The sequence below is a fragment of the Methylophilus sp. VKM B-3414 genome (assembly GCF_032248435.1).
In the GTDB taxonomy this organism is placed as follows: Bacteria; Pseudomonadota; Gammaproteobacteria; order Burkholderiales; family Methylophilaceae; genus Methylophilus; species Methylophilus glucosoxydans.
This window is the reverse complement of record NZ_JAVTLI010000013.1, coordinates 200804-216787: the sequence shown is the minus strand read 5'-3', so window position 1 is coordinate 216787 and position 15984 is coordinate 200804. Positions and strand designations below refer to the sequence as shown.

The 15984-nt window shown below is 51.0% G+C and carries 14 protein-coding genes; all 14 read right to left on the bottom strand.

Features of this window, described 5'->3' with window-relative positions; all coding sequences use genetic code 11:
* Positions 1-4 precede the first annotated feature (4 nt).
* Complete coding sequence (gene pqqD / locus Q9292_RS13745) at positions 5-289, bottom strand: pyrroloquinoline quinone biosynthesis peptide chaperone PqqD (protein WP_194746822.1); 285 nt, start codon at positions 287-289, stop codon at positions 5-7.
* Between the two features lie 14 nt (positions 290-303).
* Positions 304-1065 carry a pyrroloquinoline-quinone synthase PqqC gene (gene pqqC, locus Q9292_RS13740; protein WP_194746823.1) on the bottom strand — a complete coding sequence of 254 codons (762 nt, stop codon included), beginning with the start codon at positions 1063-1065 and terminating at the stop codon, positions 304-306.
* Positions 1066-1074: 9 nt separating this feature from the next.
* On the bottom strand, positions 1075-2016 hold the full coding sequence (gene pqqB / locus Q9292_RS13735) for a pyrroloquinoline quinone biosynthesis protein PqqB (RefSeq protein ID WP_194746824.1): 942 nt from the start codon (positions 2014-2016) through the stop codon (positions 1075-1077).
* A gap of 251 nt (positions 2017-2267) precedes the next feature.
* Positions 2268-3350, bottom strand: coding sequence for a 3-deoxy-7-phosphoheptulonate synthase (locus Q9292_RS13730; RefSeq protein WP_313989058.1), 1083 nt, complete (start codon positions 3348-3350; stop codon positions 2268-2270).
* Positions 3347-4468, bottom strand: coding sequence for a histidinol-phosphate transaminase (gene hisC / locus Q9292_RS13725; protein ID WP_313989055.1), 1122 nt, complete (start codon positions 4466-4468; stop codon positions 3347-3349). The genes Q9292_RS13730 and hisC overlap by 4 nt, the downstream gene beginning before the upstream one ends.
* 14 nt (positions 4469-4482) lie before the next feature.
* Positions 4483-5565: a prephenate dehydratase gene (gene pheA / locus Q9292_RS13720; protein WP_194746827.1), complete on the bottom strand. Its 1083-nt coding sequence runs from the start codon at positions 5563-5565 to the stop codon at positions 4483-4485.
* 23 nt (positions 5566-5588) lie between these two features.
* On the bottom strand, positions 5589-6668 hold the full coding sequence (serC, locus tag Q9292_RS13715; protein ID WP_313989053.1) for a 3-phosphoserine/phosphohydroxythreonine transaminase: 1080 nt from the start codon (positions 6666-6668) through the stop codon (positions 5589-5591).
* 24 nt (positions 6669-6692) lie between these two features.
* Complete coding sequence (gene gyrA, locus Q9292_RS13710) at positions 6693-9266, bottom strand: DNA gyrase subunit A (protein ID WP_313989050.1); 2574 nt, start codon at positions 9264-9266, stop codon at positions 6693-6695.
* A gap of 210 nt (positions 9267-9476) precedes the next feature.
* On the bottom strand, positions 9477-10664 hold the full coding sequence (locus tag Q9292_RS13705; protein WP_313989047.1) for an O-succinylhomoserine sulfhydrylase: 1188 nt from the start codon (positions 10662-10664) through the stop codon (positions 9477-9479).
* 193 nt (positions 10665-10857) lie between these two features.
* Positions 10858-12393, bottom strand: coding sequence for an amidophosphoribosyltransferase (gene purF, locus Q9292_RS13700; protein WP_313989045.1), 1536 nt, complete (start codon positions 12391-12393; stop codon positions 10858-10860).
* Between the two features lie 33 nt (positions 12394-12426).
* Positions 12427-12945 carry a CvpA family protein gene (locus Q9292_RS13695; protein ID WP_313989042.1) on the bottom strand — a complete coding sequence of 173 codons (519 nt, stop codon included), beginning with the start codon at positions 12943-12945 and terminating at the stop codon, positions 12427-12429.
* Positions 12946-12951: 6 nt separating this feature from the next.
* A complete protein-coding gene (locus tag Q9292_RS13690) occupies positions 12952-13755 on the bottom strand; it encodes an SPOR domain-containing protein (RefSeq protein ID WP_313989039.1) in 804 nt (267 codons plus the stop codon).
* A 47-nt stretch (positions 13756-13802) separates the two neighbouring features.
* A complete protein-coding gene (gene folC, locus Q9292_RS13685) occupies positions 13803-15098 on the bottom strand; it encodes a bifunctional tetrahydrofolate synthase/dihydrofolate synthase (RefSeq protein WP_313989035.1) in 1296 nt (431 codons plus the stop codon).
* Positions 15098-15964: an acetyl-CoA carboxylase, carboxyltransferase subunit beta gene (accD, locus tag Q9292_RS13680; protein ID WP_194746835.1), complete on the bottom strand. Its 867-nt coding sequence runs from the start codon at positions 15962-15964 to the stop codon at positions 15098-15100. Before accD ends, folC begins: the two co-directional genes overlap by 1 nt.
* Between the last annotated feature and the right edge of the window lie 20 nt (positions 15965-15984).

Sequence of the window (15984 nt, the reverse complement as noted above, 5' to 3'; positions counted from 1 at the left end):
TTGCTTAATTGATTTTGCGTAGCCAGGCTTTACCCAACGCCAGGTCAAACATGCCGACGATATCGGATTCAATATCTTCAGCGTCGGGAAACGTGGCCTTCAGATCAGCCACGATCTCACCGACACTGGTCTTGCCATCCACACGCTTCAGAATTTCGCCTGCGCCACCATGCAATTTAACCATGCCTTCAGGAAACAGAATGACATAACTCTGTTGTGCCTCTTCCCATTGAAAGCGATGATGCAAGGCAATGGCGTAAATATCTGAATGTTGAATGTTGTTTTCCATCACAATGCTTTCGCTTATCTGAATTTAATCACGGGCTGACGGGTATAGTCGCGGTCTTCAACCTTGACTTGTGTAGAGGCCAGCATGATGGCATCAGCAATCACCCACAAGACATCCAGCTTGAATTGCAGAATGTCCAGCGCACGCAACTGCATGTCACGGCTAACACTGAAATAATCCAGCGTAATATCCAGGCCCTGCTCAACGTCACGACGGGCTTCGGTCAAACGCTTTTTAAAGTAAATAAAGCCTTCTTCTTTTACCCACGGATACATGGTGGGCCAGGAACTGATGCGTTGCTGGTGGATGTGTGGTGCAAACAATTCGGTGAGGCTGGAGCAGACACTTTCTTGCCAAGGGCGCTGACGGGCAAAGTTCACATAAGCATCTACCGCAAAACGGACGCCAGGTGACACCAGTTCGAGTGAGGTCACCTGTTCACGTGTCAAGCCAACGGCTTCCCCCAGTTTGACCCAAGCCTCTATGCCGCCCTCTGATCCTTCATAGCCATCATGATCCGTAATCCGGTGAATCCAGCCTTTACGCACTTCTTTATCAGGGCAGTTAGACATGATAGCCGCATCTTTTTGCGGGATCATGATCTGGTAGTAATAGCGGTTGGCAACCCAGCATTGCAGTTGCTCTCGGCTCAACTTGCCCTCATACATCAACATATGCAGTGGGTGATAGATATGATAGCCCTGCCCTTTTTCACGGAGTTTGGCTTCAAACTCCTCGCGGGACCATGGCAAGTTATCGTGGCTGACTGCGTTCATAATGCTCTCCTATAGAATGATGTCCATGCCGTCATACGCCACCTCGATCTTGTGATCGGACAGAATGGCGCGTTCGGCGGAATCTTCCCTTAAAATGGGGTTGGTATTGTTGATATGAATCAGTACCTTGCGCACTGCCTTATCCGTACCAAACTTGTCCAACTCTTCTATCATGCCGCCTGGGCCAGACTGGGGATTATGACCGATGCTACGTGCAGTCTTGGTCATCAAGCCCATGTCCAGCATTTCAGTATTGGTCCAAAAAGTGCCATCGACCATAATGCAATCCGCCTGGTGCATCAGTGGTGGTAAATGCGGCTCAATTTCTGCCAGCCCTGGGGAATACCAGCACTTTTTGCCTGTGGTGATTTCTTCAATCAATACGCCTATGGTATCGCCCGGATGCGGGTCATTGCGGTGTGGCGAATATGGTGGTGCTGCGCTCTTTAAGGCCACGGCAGTAAACCGCAGATTGGGCACGTTGGGAATCTCAAAACTGTGCGCATGGCTGATATCACTGGCATCAATCGGGATTTCATGATGATTCACGCCGCAATAATGGCCCAGAATATTCAGAATCTGGTTGCCAGAGGTCAGGTCGCCATAGACGGCCTGTGTACAATAAATCTCACGCTTGACCTGGCCTTCACGCAACATGAACAAGCCTGTCGTGTGGTCAATTTGCGCATCAATCAAAATGATCGCCTGGATGCCTGAGTCACGAATGGCGCGCCCAGGTTGCAACGGTGGAAACTCCTGGATCTGCTGCAATACATCTGGGGAGGCATTGAACAACACCCAGTCGATGCCATTACTGGAGACACAGATGGATGATTGCGTACGGCGTTTGGCCTTGATCGTACCTTTACGCAGACCATCACAGTTCTGACAATTACAATTCCACTGCGGAAAGCCCCCGCCTGCCCCGGCACCTAAAACATGTATATGCATAATCGCTCGTTATTCCATTGGATCTTTTAATCGTGTTGTACCGCTGCATCATACAACAATTCTGTGTTTGCACTTGCAGCAACAGCTTGCCACTTGTTCATCAGTAAGACTGGCATCATACGCATGCGTTGCAGTCAGAGCCTGCTACTCACAATGATTCCCCCCTCATGATTATCATGAGCACTCAGGTTTTGCTCGCAAATGGGCGTAAAAAAGCCGTGCCCTCGAGCACGGCGGATGTTCAGAGAGGCTTATTCCTCAGCAGCGCGCTTAGCGCGCCGGACTTTCACGGCTGCGGCCAGTGTCTCCAGCACAGAGACCGAGTCGTCCCAGCCTAGGCAGGCATCCGTGATCGATTGACCATAATTCAGGCTGCAACCAGGCGTATGATCCTGACGGCCTTCATTGAGATGCGACTCCAGCATAACGCCTATGATCCGGGCATCGCCGCCAGCAATTTGCTTCGCGACATCATCGACCACGACCATCTGGTTTTTATACAGTTTTTGGCTATTGCCATGACTGCAATCCACCATCAAAACAGGTGCCAGCCCCGCTTCAGCCAATTGATCACACACGGCCGCAATGCTGTTTGCATCGTAGTTAGGGGTTTTGCCACCGCGCAGAATCACGTGGCAGTCTTCATTGCCCTTGGTTGCAAAAATCGCCGACTCGCCTTCTTTTGTGACTGACAGGAAATGATGCGGGCTGGCAGCGGCCTTGATCGCATCAATCGCGACTTTGGCGCCCCCATCGGTACCATTTTTAAAGCCCACCGGGCAGGACAAGCCAGAGGCTAGCTCACGGTGGATTTGCGACTCGGTCGTACGGGCGCCAATGGCGCCCCAGCTGACCAGGTCTGCCGTGTATTGCGGGGAAACCACATCCAGAAACTCGGTGGCGGCTGGCATGCCGATTTCATTTACATCGAGCAAAAATCGGCGAGCTTTCTCCAAGCCCAAATTAATGTCGTAAGTACCATCGAGATGCGGATCGTTGATAAGTCCCTTCCAGCCAACTGTTGTACGCGGCTTTTCAAAATAGACCCGCATCACAATGAGCAACTCGTTGCCCAGGCGCTGACGAACGTCAAGCAGACGCCTGGCGTACTCCATGCCCGCCTCGGTATCATGAATAGAGCATGGCCCAACAATGACCAGCAAGCGGTCATCGCCCTGATGCAGAATCTGGTGAATGGCCGTGCGCGTCTGCAGGATATTTTGTGTGCTCACCGTGCTTTCCTGCAGGCGTGACAACAGCTCTGCAGGTTTGATGAGCGGTTTAACTTCCAGCACCCTGACGTCGTCGGTGGCTAATTTTTCGTATGCAGTCATGACTTTAAAATCTTTTCCAGCACGTCCAGAAAACGTGCATTCTCGCTAAACAGGCCGATGCTGACGCGCAGATAATCCGGCATTTCATAGTTGGCCACCGGCCGCACAATCACGCCATGCTTGAGCAAGGCCTGATTAACGGCACCAGCATTGGTCACCTTAAAGCTGACAAAGTTGCCGAATGACGGGATATAACTCAAGCCTAATTGCGTCAGGCCTTGGGTAATTTGCGCCATCCCGGCCTGATTGGCGGCATAGCTGCGCGCCACAAAGTCGTCATCTTGCAAAGACACTGTCGCTGCAATTTGTGCCAGATTATTCACATTAAATGGCTGCCGTACGCGATTCATCAAATCAGCCAGGCTGGCATGCATCAGACCAAAGCCAACGCGTAATCCGGCCAAACCATAGGCTTTGGAAAAAGTACGCGAAATGATCAGGTTTTCAAACTCGCTTAGCCAGCCAATCGCTTCAGATTTGTCCGTGGCTGACAGATACTCGTCATAGGCTTCATCCAATACCACCAGAATATTTTTAGGCACCTGGCGTAGAAAATCCTTTAATATTGCTTTAGGAATCAATGTACCCGTTGGATTATTTGGGTTTGCCACGAAAATCAGTTTGGTTTTAGGCGTCATAGCACCTAAAAAACCAGGCAAATCATGACCAAAGTCGATGGCGGGCACCACCATACCAGTGGCACCAACGGCCTGTGTCACCAAGGGATACACGGCAAACGCATGTTGTGAATAAATCACCTCATCGCCTGCAGACAAAAATGCGCGCGCCGCTAATTCCAGAATATCATTCGAACCATTGCCAAACACAATTTGCGAGGGAGTGACGCCATACTTGTGGCTTACGGCATCGCGCAAAACAAAGCTATTACCATCAGGATAACGCGCGATGTCATCGATGGCATCTTCTATCGCCATTTGCGCCTTCGGACTCATGCCCAACGGGTTTTCATTCGATGCCAATTTGACAATATCGGCTTCGTTAAGGCCCATCTCGCGAGCGAGTTCACTGATCGGTTTACCGCCTTGGTAAGGCGCAATCGCACGAATATTGGCAGGCGCCAAAGCAGACAAAATAGTATCGCTGGATAAGTCAGACATAATCGAAGACGTAGTTAAATAATGGCGGTTGGGTATGAACCCAACACTTTAAGGAAAGTGGCACGTGCAGCCAGCTCTTGCAAGGCCGCCTGCACTGCCGGCTGTTGCTGGTGACCTTCAATATCCACAAAGAATACATAGTTCCAGAGATTCTGGCGTGAAGGACGTGACTCGAGCTTGGTCATGCTCACGCCATGACGCGATAAAGGCTCCAGCAATTGCAGGACAGCACCTGGCTGGTTATGTGCGCTCATTACGAGCGAGGTCTTATCCTGGCCGGATGGCGCGACAGCATGATTGCCCAACACCAGAAAACGCGTGGTGTTTTTGGGATCATCCTCAATATTCTCGGCCAGGATATTCAAGTCAAACAGTTCTGCCGCGCGCTTGCTGGCAATTGCCGCTGCAAACGTGCCTTGTGTGGCAACCAATTCATGAATCATTTGCGCAGCGCGTGCATTGCTGGTCACTGCTTCGCGCTGGGCATTAGGCAGTACCTTGTTCAACCATTCATGACATTGCGACAACGACTGCGCGTGCGAAAAGACATGCGTGATCTGGTTGAGATCCTGCTGCGCCGACAGCAAACAGTGGTGCACAGGTAAAGTGATTTCACCAACCACCTGCAACGCACTGCCTAATAGTAAATCCAGCGTAATGCCCACCGCGCCCTCGGTTGAGTTTTCGACCGGCACAACGCCATAATCTGCCTGCCCTGCTTCTACTGTGCGAAAGACCTCATCAATACTGCCGCACACCACGGCCTGCCTACCCTCGCCAAATTGCTTGAGTGCAGCCTCTTCACTATAAGTCCCCAGCGGGCCAAGAAAAGCAATGGCCAGCTCTTTCTCCAGTGCGCGACAATTTGACATGACGGCGCGGAAAATATGGCTCACGGCTTCAGGCGCTAACGGGCCCTGATTTTCAGCCTGCAGGCGGCGGATAATCTGTGCTTCGCGCTCGGGTCGGTAGATCACACCATCATCTTTTAAATGACCGATTTCGCGTGCCAACTTGGCACGCTCGTTGACGAGCGCAAGCACCTGCGCATCAATTGCGTCAATTTTATCTCTAAATTGTTTCAATAAATCAGACATTTAAAGCTTAATTTTAATGTGTTTTACGAATTATTTTTTTCAAATTCCTGCATGAAGGCGACCAGTGCCTGCACGCCTTCAATCGGCATCGCGTTGTAGATGCTGGCACGCATGCCGCCGACTGAGCGATGTCCTTTGAGTTGCAATAAGCCTCGCGCATCCGCTGCTTTGAGGAAGGCTTCGTTCAAGCCCTCGTCACGCAAACGGAAGGGAATATTCATGCGCGAACGATAGGCGTGCTCAATCGGATTACTGTAAAACTCGGTTTGATCCAGATAGTCATACAGCAGGTTGGCTTTGGCGATGTTAATTTTCTCAATCGCTTCCACGCCACCCTGAGCCAGCAACCACTCAAACACCAGACCAGCAATATAAATGCTGTAAGTCGGTGGCGTATTGATCATACTTTGGTTGTCTGCCTGCGTTTTCCAATGAAACACTGCCGGCGTGAGCGGAGAAGCCTGCTCCAGCAAGTCTTCACGCACTATGACCAGGCACAATCCGGCAGGGCCTATATTCTTCTGCGCACCGCCATAAATCACACCGTATTTTGAAACGTCAATCGGGCGTGACAGGATATGCGAAGACATGTCAGCAACAATCGGCACACCATGCGTCTCAGGCACCTCAAGAAACTCCACCCCATTGATGGTTTCATTGGTGCAGTAATGAACGTAGGCCGCCTCTTTATTGAGCTTCCAGTCGGAAAATGCGGGCACATGAGTGAAGCCATCTGCTTCTGCCGTTGCGGCAATGTTGATCTGGCCATAAGCTTTTGCGTCTTGAACACTACGCTTGCTCCAGGAACCCGTCACCACATAATCAGCAGACTTGCCGTTTAACAGGTTCATGGGAATGATGGCATTTTCAGCAATCGCCCCGCCCTGTAAAAACAATACTTTGTAATTGCTGGGAATCGCTAATAACTGACGTAAGTCGGCTTCGGCTTTCTCAAGAATACTGGTAAATTCCTTGCCGCGATGAGACATTTCCATCACGCTCATGCCTGAACCATGCCAATCCAGCATTTCAGCCTGGGCACGTTCCAGCACAGGTTTTGGTAACACTGCCGGACCGGCAGAAAAATTAAAAATCTGTTTCATGTGCCTAAATATTCTTGAGTAAGGTCATTCTTCAATGTCGGTGTCAGTGTCGTCATCAGTTTCGACAATTTTTTCCAAGCCAGACAGTTTTTCACCTTCGCCCAGGTTAATCAGCGTCACGCCTTGTGCGGCACGGCCCATGTCACGGATTTCCTTGACGCGGGTGCGAATCAGCACGCCACCGGTCGTGATCAACATGATTTCATCCTCAGCCGTCACCAGCTTGGCAGCAATGGCCAGACCGTTACGCTCGCTGATGGCAATGGCTTTCACACCCTGGGTACCGCGGCCGGAATGACGGAACTCGGACAACACTGTACGTTTACCGTAACCATTTTCAGTGGCAACCAAGACAGACTGCTGATCGTTCTCGGCAATCAGCAAGGACAGAACCTGTTGTTTCGCAGCCAGCTTCATGCCACGTACACCGCGCGTCGCGCGTCCCATCGGACGCACATCATCTTCGGTAAACCAGACCGCTTTACCACCATTGGAGACCAACACAATATCGTTCTGGCCGTTGGTTACTTCAGCACCAATCAGGTAGTCACCATCATCCAGGTTAATGGCAATAATGCCGGACTTACGTGGATTTGCAAACTCGGTCAGCGCTGTTTTCTTCACGGTCCCCATTGCGGTCGCCATAAAGACGTAGTGATTTTCGTCAAACTCTTTCACCGGCAGGATCGCATTGATCTTCTCGCCTTCCTCTAGCGGGAACAGGTTCACAATCGGCTTGCCACGGCTGACACGACTACCTTGCGGTACTTCATACACTTTTAACCAGTACACACGACCACGACTGCTGAAACACAGGATGTAGTCGTGCGTATTGGCGACAAACATCTTGTCGATAAAGTCATCTTCTTTGGTGGCGGCCGCCTGCTTGCCACGACCACCGCGTTTTTGGGCACGGTATTCGTCTAGCGGCTGCGATTTGACATAGCCAGTATGTGATAAGGTCACCACGACATCCTGCGGTGTAATCAGATCTTCCAGCGATAAATCTTGCGTATTCTGCTCGATCTCTGAACGGCGCTTGTCACCAAACTGTTTCTGGATTTCATTCAACTCGTCCACAATAATGGCGGTGACACGTTCAGGTTTGGCCAAAATATCCAGCAAGTCAGCAATGATATCCATCACTTCTTTGTATTCGCTGACAATCTTGTCTTGTTCCAGACCAGTCAAACGTTGCAAACGCATTTGCAGAATTTCTTGCGCCTGTACATCTGACAGTTTGTAACCTTGCGGTGTCAGGCCAAAATCGACCGACAGTCCTTCTGGACGCGAGGCCTCCATGGCGGCGCGCTTGAGCATTTCCTCGACCACTGGTGAATGCCAGCTGCGGGCCATCAACTCTTTTTTCGCTTCAGGCGGGGTTGGCGCGGCCTTGATGATGGCAATCATCTCGTCCACGTTGGCCAACGCCACTGCCAAGCCTTCCAGCACATGCCCACGGTCACGCGCTTTACGTAACTCAAACACAGTCCGGCGTGTCACCACTTCACGGCGATGACGCAGGAACGCTTCCAACATCTGTTTGAGGTTAAGCAACCGTGGCTGGCCATCCATCAGGGCCACCATGTTCATGCCGAACGTGTCTTGCAGTTGTGTCTGCTTGTAGAGGTTATTTAAAATCACCTCTGGCACTTCGCCACGCTTGAGCTCAATCACCACGCGCATGCCGGACTTGTCGGACTCATCGCGCAGGTCAGAAATACCTTCTATTTTCTTCTCGTTGACCAGCTCGGCAATTTTTTCAATCAGGGTCTTTTTATTTACCTGATATGGCAGCTCATCAATAATGATGGACTGACGACCGCCTTTGTCCAGGTCTTCAAAGTGGGTGCGACCACGCATTACCACACGGCCACGGCCAGTGCGGTAGCCCTCTTTCACGCCTGCCGTGCCATAAATAATCCCGGCTGTCGGGAAATCAGGGGCTGGGATCAACTCAATCAACTCATCCACACTGATTTCTGGCTGCTTGAGCAGGGCAAAACACGCATTCAATACTTCGTTGAGGTTGTGAGGCGGGATATTGGTTGCCATGCCCACGGCAATGCCTGAGCTACCGTTAATCAGCAGGTTAGGAATTCGGGTCGGCATAATGAGCGGCTCTTGCTCGCTGCCGTCGTAGTTAGGGCCAAAATCTACGGTTTCTTTCTCGATATCCGCCAATAGCTCATGTGCGATCTTGGACATACGGATTTCGGTATACCGCATCGCCGCAGCATTGTCGCCATCGACCGAACCGAAGTTACCTTGGCCGTCTACCAGCATGTAGCGCAATGAAAAGTCCTGCGCCATACGGACGATGGTGTCGTACACAGCCGTATCACCATGCGGGTGATACTTACCGATCACATCGCCGACGATACGCGCAGATTTTTTGTAGGGCTTGTTGTAATCATTTGACAGCTCGTGCATCGCGTACAATACACGCCTGTGCACAGGCTTGAGACCATCACGAACATCCGGGAGCGCCCGTCCTACAATCACGCTCATGGCGTAATCAAGATAGCTGCGGCGCATCTCGTCTTCTAAACTGATAGGCAGGGTTTCTTTAGCAAATTGATCTGGAGACTGACTCATTCTTGACCCAATTTATAGTTAAAAGTTATCACGCGATTTTAGCATAAATAGCGCACTTCCGCTTGCTAAATCACCACCGATAGACCCCGGGCCTTACGTGCCTCAACGTAAGCAGGGACAACCTATGTAAAATGCAAAAGGGAGCCTAAATGCTCCCTTTGCAGACCATGCTCCTCGCAGTCAAATCGACTCACAGACCATGCACACAAATTAATAGGTTGTCAGCAATTGCAAATCGGCTTTCAAGTCCTCAACATGCTCAAGCCCAACAGCTATTCTAACCAGGTTATCCTTGAGACCCGCCTCAGCCCGCGCCTCAGCACTCACCCGGCTATGCGTGGTCGTGGCTGGATGGGTGATGGTGGATTTGGCATCCCCCAGGTTCGCGGTAATCGAAATCAAGCGTGTGGCATCAATCAATGCCCAGGCGGCTTCCTGACCGGTTTGACCGGCGCGTGGTTTCACTTCAAAGCTGACGATGCCACCGCCCAGTCGCTGTTGCTGCTGCGCCAGGGCATATTGCGGGTGCGAGCTTAACCCAGGATAAAATACACGTTCAACGCCAGGCTGTTGCTCCAGCCATTGCGCCAAAGCCGATGCACGCGCCGCATGGGCCTCCATGCGCACTTGCAATGTTTCCAGCCCCTTCACAAACACCCAGGCATTGAATGCACTCATGGTCACCCCTGCCGTACGCAAGAAGCCATACACAGGCTCCATCAAGGCTTTACTACCCAACACCGCCCCGCCCAGCACCCTACCCTGTCCATCGATATATTTGGTGGCGGAATGAATCACAATATCCGCGCCCAATTTAAGCGGCTGCTGCAAGGCTGGTGTACAAAAACAATTATCTACCGCCAGATAAGCACCTGCGGCATGCGCAATCGCTGCCAGTTTGGCAATATCCCCTATCTCGGTTAGCGGGTTAGATGGCGTTTCAGCAAAAAACAGTTTGGTATTCGGCTGGATGGCCGCTTGCCAGGCATCAAGATCCGTTAAGGAAACCAGCGTCACCTCCAAACCCCAGCGCTTGAGGATGTTGGTGAACAACTGCACGCTAGTGCCAAAAATACTGCGTGACGCCACCACATGATCACCTGCACTGCACATCCCCATGATGCAAGCCAGAATGGCAGACATGCCACTGGCAGTCGCCACGCATTGTTCGGCGCCTTCAAGTGCGGCCAGTTTATCCTGAAACATGGTGACGGTCGGGTTTGTAAAACGGGAATAAATATTACCTGGCTCGGTGCCGCCAAAACGTGCTGCCGCTTGCGCTGCATTTTTAAAGCGAAAACTCGAGTTTAAAAACAGCGCCTCTGAGTTTTCGCCAAACTCGGTGGTTAAGGTGCCAGCACGCACCGCCAGCGTTTCCAAATGGTATTGATCGTTCATACTTCCTCAAACTTCTGTCCGCAAACGGACGGCAATAAAAAACCCGTTTCAGCATTGCGCTAAAACGGGTCTTTGGGCTCTCGCTTTAGCAGTATTTATAATGCGCCCGCAAGCTGAGTTTGGCTTCGTTTAAAGTTCGCCACTCAAATCAGCGCAATTTCATTAAACGCCTTTTAAAGTAGGCTGTCAAGTCTTACTCGACACCCACCAAATCCGTTGATAACAAGTTCAGATCCAGTTGGGTGGTGGAGTTTGGCGGCAACTGTTTTTTACTCATGTCACTGCGGGCAGACTCAATACGATTCAAATAAGCGGCGTCAATGTCGCCGGTCACGTATTTGCCATCAAAGCAACTGCAATCAAATTCAGTCATATGTGGATTGGACTTGGTAATGCTTTCGCGCAAGGCGTCCAGATCCTGGTAAATCAAGGCATCTGCACCGATTTCAGCGCAAATCTCTTCATCGGTACGGTTGGTTGCCAGCAATTCGTGACGGCTGGGCATATCAATGCCATACACGTTAGGATAACGCACCGGTGGCGCAGCAGAGGCAAAGTAAACCTTGTTCGCACCGGCATCGCGCGCCATTTGCACGATTTGCTGTGAGGTGGTGCCACGTACAATTGAGTCGTCTACCAGCAAGACGTTTTTGCCTTTGAATTCAATCCCGATTGGATTCAACTTCTGGCGCACGGATTTCTTGCGCAAGGCCTGACCTGGCATGATGAAGGTACGGCCAATATAGCGGTTTTTAATAAAGCCCTCGCGATAATCCAGACCCAAGGCAATACCTAGTTGCAACGCACTTGGACGGCTGGTATCAGGAATCGGAATCACGACATCAATCTGTTTATCGGCCCATTCGCGTTTAATTTTTTCTGCCAGCAAGGTCCCCATGTCCAGACGGGTCTGGTAGACAGACACGCCATCAATCACAGAGTCCGGGCGAGCCAGATAGACATATTCAAAAATGCAGGAAGTCAGCTTGGCATTTTCGGCACATTGTCGGCTGCACATATTGCCATCCATATCAATAAACACGGCCTCACCAGGCTCTACATCACGCAGTAGCGTAAAGCCCAGTACATCCAGTGCCACGCTCTCGGAAGCCACAATATACTCGGTGCCTTTTTCTGTTTCCTGCTTGCCGATAACCAGCGGACGGATGCCATGCGGATCGCGGAACGCCAGCAGCCCGAAATTAGCAATCATGGCGACCACAGCGTAGGCACCTTTACAACGTCTGTGCACGCCTGCCACCGCATCAAACACCATATCACTGTTTAACAGGGCATTTTTTGAGGTGCTTTCAATTTCGTGTGCCAAGACGTTCAACAACACTTCAGAGTCTGAATTGGTATTGATATGACGCAGGTCTTGACGGAACATTTCTGACTTCAACTGCTCGGAGTTAGTCAGGTTGCCGTTGTGGCCCAACACGATGCCAAATGGTGAGTTGACATAAAAAGGCTGGGCTTCTGCCGCACTGGAGGAACCCGCGGTTGGATAACGGACATGCGCGATACCCACATTACCAACCAGATTGCGCATGTGGCGCGTATGAAAGACGTCTTTCACCAGACCATTATTTTTATGCATATGGAAGGTATTGCCATCACAGGTCACGATGCCAGCGGCATCTTGACCACGGTGCTGTAAGACCAGCAATCCGTCATACAACAACTGATTCACCGGGTTCTTGCCTACAATACCGATAATTCCACACATAGTGACATCCTATCAAACACTTGAGATTACAAATTAAATCACTGACTCGTCGAGCTGTTGCTGGTCCAAATGCACATGCTTGGCAATACTAGATGGCATCCAGGGTAGCAATTTCAAGACCAGCACTTCAATTGGCGCGCTGAACATGGCATTTGACCAGCGCGGATCCTTTGGAAGTTCCGTCATGGCAGCCAACATCACCAGAATACAGACAATCAGCAGCCCCTTCAGCGCCCCAGCCGCACCGCCCAAAATACGGTTCAGGCCACCTAATCCGACCGCTTTAATCAACGTGGTCAACAACAGCGCCAGCAAGGTACAAACAAACAATACCAGTAAAAATACCAGTAAAAATGCGGCCATGGCCTTGATCGCCTCACCAGGAATCTGTTCTGGCATATAAGCGATCACCTGACTATTGAAGCGGTTGGCTAAATAAAAAGCCAATACCCATCCGAGCACAGAAAACAGCTCATGAATGGCACCACGCATGAGACCGACCAAAATCGAAAAACCAAGAATGCCTAATACTACATAATCAAATATTGTCATAAGTACTTATGACTTACTGGCGACGATACCGCTAAAACCTGCCGCTTCCAATTTTTTGAGGGTGGCTGCCGCTTCGTTACGTGTCGCATAAGTCCGTGTTCGCAGACGCAGCTTCTGTCCAGCAGCATCGACTTTCTCAGTGGCCGTTTCAAACCCTGCGTGCTTCAGCTTGACCTGGAGATTTTCAAGATTTTTTGGATCAGAAAAAACCCCAAACTGGATAAAAAACTTGCCTGCTTTTTTATCGGATTCCACAGCGGCTTCTTTAACCGCAGGTTTCACTGGCGCAACTTTGGGTTCAACTTTGGGTTCAACTTTGGGTTCAACTTTGGGTTCAACTTTGGGTTCAACTTTGGGTTCAACTTTGGGTTCAACTTTGGGTTCAACTTTGGGTTCAACTTTGGGTTCAACTTTGGGTTCAACTTTGGCAACGACAGGCTCGGCAGTCACAACAGGCGCCGCTTCGACTTTCGCAGGCTTTGGTGTTTCTGCTGCAACTGGGGCAGACGCTGCGGACTCGGTCGCAACGGGTTTTACAACTTGAGTGGGAGGGGGCTCATTGCCTGCAGGCGCGGCTTCATTATCAAGCACAACTTCATCTTCTGGCAGCTCTAAAATCGGTTCCCGGGTCGCCTGGCGGTTTACCACAGTGATTTCGACATTTTCCTGGCTGGTATCCACGACTCTATCCTTGAGCACGAACGGCAGGATAATCAGCATCAGAATTACCAGGGTGACCGCACCCACTAACCGCCTGCGGGCAGTTTTCTTGAGCAACAGCTCATTTTCAGTCAAAGCATCTCTCGCCATAATGTGTTGAAGTTCTCACTCAGCAGATTTCAAGTGCAGGACGCTCTCTAGCAGCCCCACTGATCAGGCGTTAATTCAAGGATTGCGGCCACGGTAAAAAAGGAACCGAATACGATAATTTTATCATTTTTCGCTGCTTTCTTATAGGCGCTTCGCAAGGCATCAGGCAACGCGGCATATGTATGCAGCCGAGCAGGCGCAACCTGATGGGCCAGATATGTGTTTAACTCTTGAATATCTGCCGCGCGCGGATGCGCAATCTGGGCAATATGCCATTCGTCAAAGACATCATGCAGGATATCGACAACACTGGCGATGTCTTTGTCAGACAACATGGAAAACACAGCGATGACGCGTCCACCACCGGTACTAAGCTGCTGGAGATTATCCCGCAAGGCACGCGCAGCATGTGGATTATGGGCGACATCCAGAATAATGTCGGGGGAGCGTTGCCAGTACTGAAAACGTCCGGTCACTTCGGTGTCTATTAGCGCCTGTAACATGACCGAAGAAGTTACTGGCAACTGTGATTGCAATGCACGTACGGCAAAAATTACATTGGCGGCGTTATTCCATTGGTAGCGGCCATACAAACGCAAACTGGCAATATCCAACACGCCGAACGCATCTTCATAATGCGCGACTTGTGACTTGCGGATGTCTATCTGGTAGTCACTACCGTAGCGGTATAGCTTAACGCCCAATTGCTCTGCATAGGCAAGCAAGGACAGCGGCGGTTCGGCGTCGCCGCAGATAGCGATTTGCTCAGCCCGGTAGATGCCAGCCTTCTCGCGGCCAATCAATTCACGCGTATCCCCTAGATACTCCATGTGGTCCAGGTCTACATTGGTGACAATGGCACAGGCGGCATCGACGATATTCACGGCATCCAGGCGTCCGCCCAAGCCGACTTCCAGCACCACAACATCTAGCGCCTGTTGCTCAAACGCCCATAAGGCCGCCAGCGTCCCCATTTCAAAATAGGTGAGTGTGATATCGCCCCGCGCCTGCTCGACTGCGGAAAAGGCCTGGCATAAGCGATCATCAGCAATGACTTGCCCGTTGAAGCGCACGCGCTCCTGATAGTGCACAAGGTGTGGGGAAGTATAGCAGCCGACCTGATAACCGGCCGCAGTATAAATGTGCTCCAGCATGGCACAGGTCGAGCCTTTGCCATTGGTGCCACCCACCGTAATGACGGTGAATGGAAAAGTGAGCTGTAATCGCTGCGCAACGGCTTGCACCCTGCCCAAGCCCATCTCAATGGATTTGGGATGCAATGACTCAATATAACCGAGCCAATCCTCAACCGTTTGCGGATGCTCGGGTATCACAGTGGACATCAGGCAGCTTTGGCAATGTTCAATAAGCTGGATAACACCTGGCTTAATTTGCCACGCATTTCACGACGGTCGACGATCATGTCAATCGCACCATGCGTCAGCAAAAATTCTGCACGCTGAAAACCCTCTGGCAAGGTTTCACGTACTGTTTGTTCGATCACACGCGGGCCTGCAAAGCCGATCAGGGCATTCGGTTCGGCGATAATCACATCCCCGAGCATGGCAAAACTGGCAGAAACCCCACCCATGGTCGGATCAGTCAACACCGACACGTAAGGCAAGCCTGCTTCGGACAACTTGGTCAATGCCGCACTGGTTTTGGCCATTTGCATCAATGAGAGCAAGCCCTCTTGCATGCGCGCACCGCCACTGGCAGAGATACAGATAAAGGCACATTTCTGCTCGATCGCTGCTTGTACTCCACGCACAAAACGCTCACCAACGACTGAGCCCATAGAGCCGCCCATGAATTTAAATTCAAACACGGCAGCAACGACAGGAACGCCTTCAATCGTTCCGCGCATCACAATCAGTGCATCTTTTTCTTTGACATCACGCTGGGCAGCCTTCATACGCTCGGCGTAGGTTTTACTGTCCTTGAACTTTAGTGCGTCCACGGGCGTGACATCGGCACCAATTTCAACGCGTCCCGCTTCATCCAGCAAGACGTTCAAACGATCACGCGCACCCAGACGATGATGATGTCCACATTGCGGACAGACTTCCAAGTTCGCGTCCAGATCGGTCCGGTATAACACGGTCTGGCAGGCATCACATTTATGCCACAAGCCCTCGGGCACGTTACGCTTTTGTACCGAGCCTACTGCACGTTTAATCTTTTGGGGAATCTTGTCTAACCAACTCATAACTTCTCCTACTGATAGAT

What these genes read in the sequence shown, in the direction of transcription:
- pqqD (WP_194746822.1), bottom strand. Translation starts at nt 289, where the DNA reads ATGGAAAACAACATTCAACATTCAGATATTTACGCCATTGCCTTGCAT.
- pqqC (WP_194746823.1), bottom strand. Translation starts at nt 1,065, where the DNA reads ATGAACGCAGTCAGCCACGATAACTTGCCATGGTCCCGCGAGGAGTTT.
- pqqB (WP_194746824.1), bottom strand. Translation starts at nt 2,016, where the DNA reads ATGCATATACATGTTTTAGGTGCCGGGGCAGGCGGGGGCTTTCCGCAG.
- Q9292_RS13730 (WP_313989058.1), bottom strand. Translation starts at nt 3,350, where the DNA reads ATGACTGCATACGAAAAATTAGCCACCGACGACGTCAGGGTGCTGGAA.
- hisC (WP_313989055.1), bottom strand. Translation starts at nt 4,468, where the DNA reads ATGTCTGACTTATCCAGCGATACTATTTTGTCTGCTTTGGCGCCTGCC.
- pheA (WP_194746827.1), bottom strand. Translation starts at nt 5,565, where the DNA reads ATGTCTGATTTATTGAAACAATTTAGAGATAAAATTGACGCAATTGAT.
- serC (WP_313989053.1), bottom strand. Translation starts at nt 6,668, where the DNA reads ATGAAACAGATTTTTAATTTTTCTGCCGGTCCGGCAGTGTTACCAAAA.
- gyrA (WP_313989050.1), bottom strand. Translation starts at nt 9,266, where the DNA reads ATGAGTCAGTCTCCAGATCAATTTGCTAAAGAAACCCTGCCTATCAGT.
- Q9292_RS13705 (WP_313989047.1), bottom strand. Translation starts at nt 10,664, where the DNA reads ATGAACGATCAATACCATTTGGAAACGCTGGCGGTGCGTGCTGGCACC.
- purF (WP_313989045.1), bottom strand. Translation starts at nt 12,393, where the DNA reads ATGTGTGGAATTATCGGTATTGTAGGCAAGAACCCGGTGAATCAGTTG.
- Q9292_RS13695 (WP_313989042.1), bottom strand. Translation starts at nt 12,945, where the DNA reads ATGACAATATTTGATTATGTAGTATTAGGCATTCTTGGTTTTTCGATT.
- Q9292_RS13690 (WP_313989039.1), bottom strand. Translation starts at nt 13,755, where the DNA reads ATGGCGAGAGATGCTTTGACTGAAAATGAGCTGTTGCTCAAGAAAACT.
- folC (WP_313989035.1), bottom strand. Translation starts at nt 15,098, where the DNA reads ATGTCCACTGTGATACCCGAGCATCCGCAAACGGTTGAGGATTGGCTC.
- accD (WP_194746835.1), bottom strand. Translation starts at nt 15,964, where the DNA reads ATGAGTTGGTTAGACAAGATTCCCCAAAAGATTAAACGTGCAGTAGGC.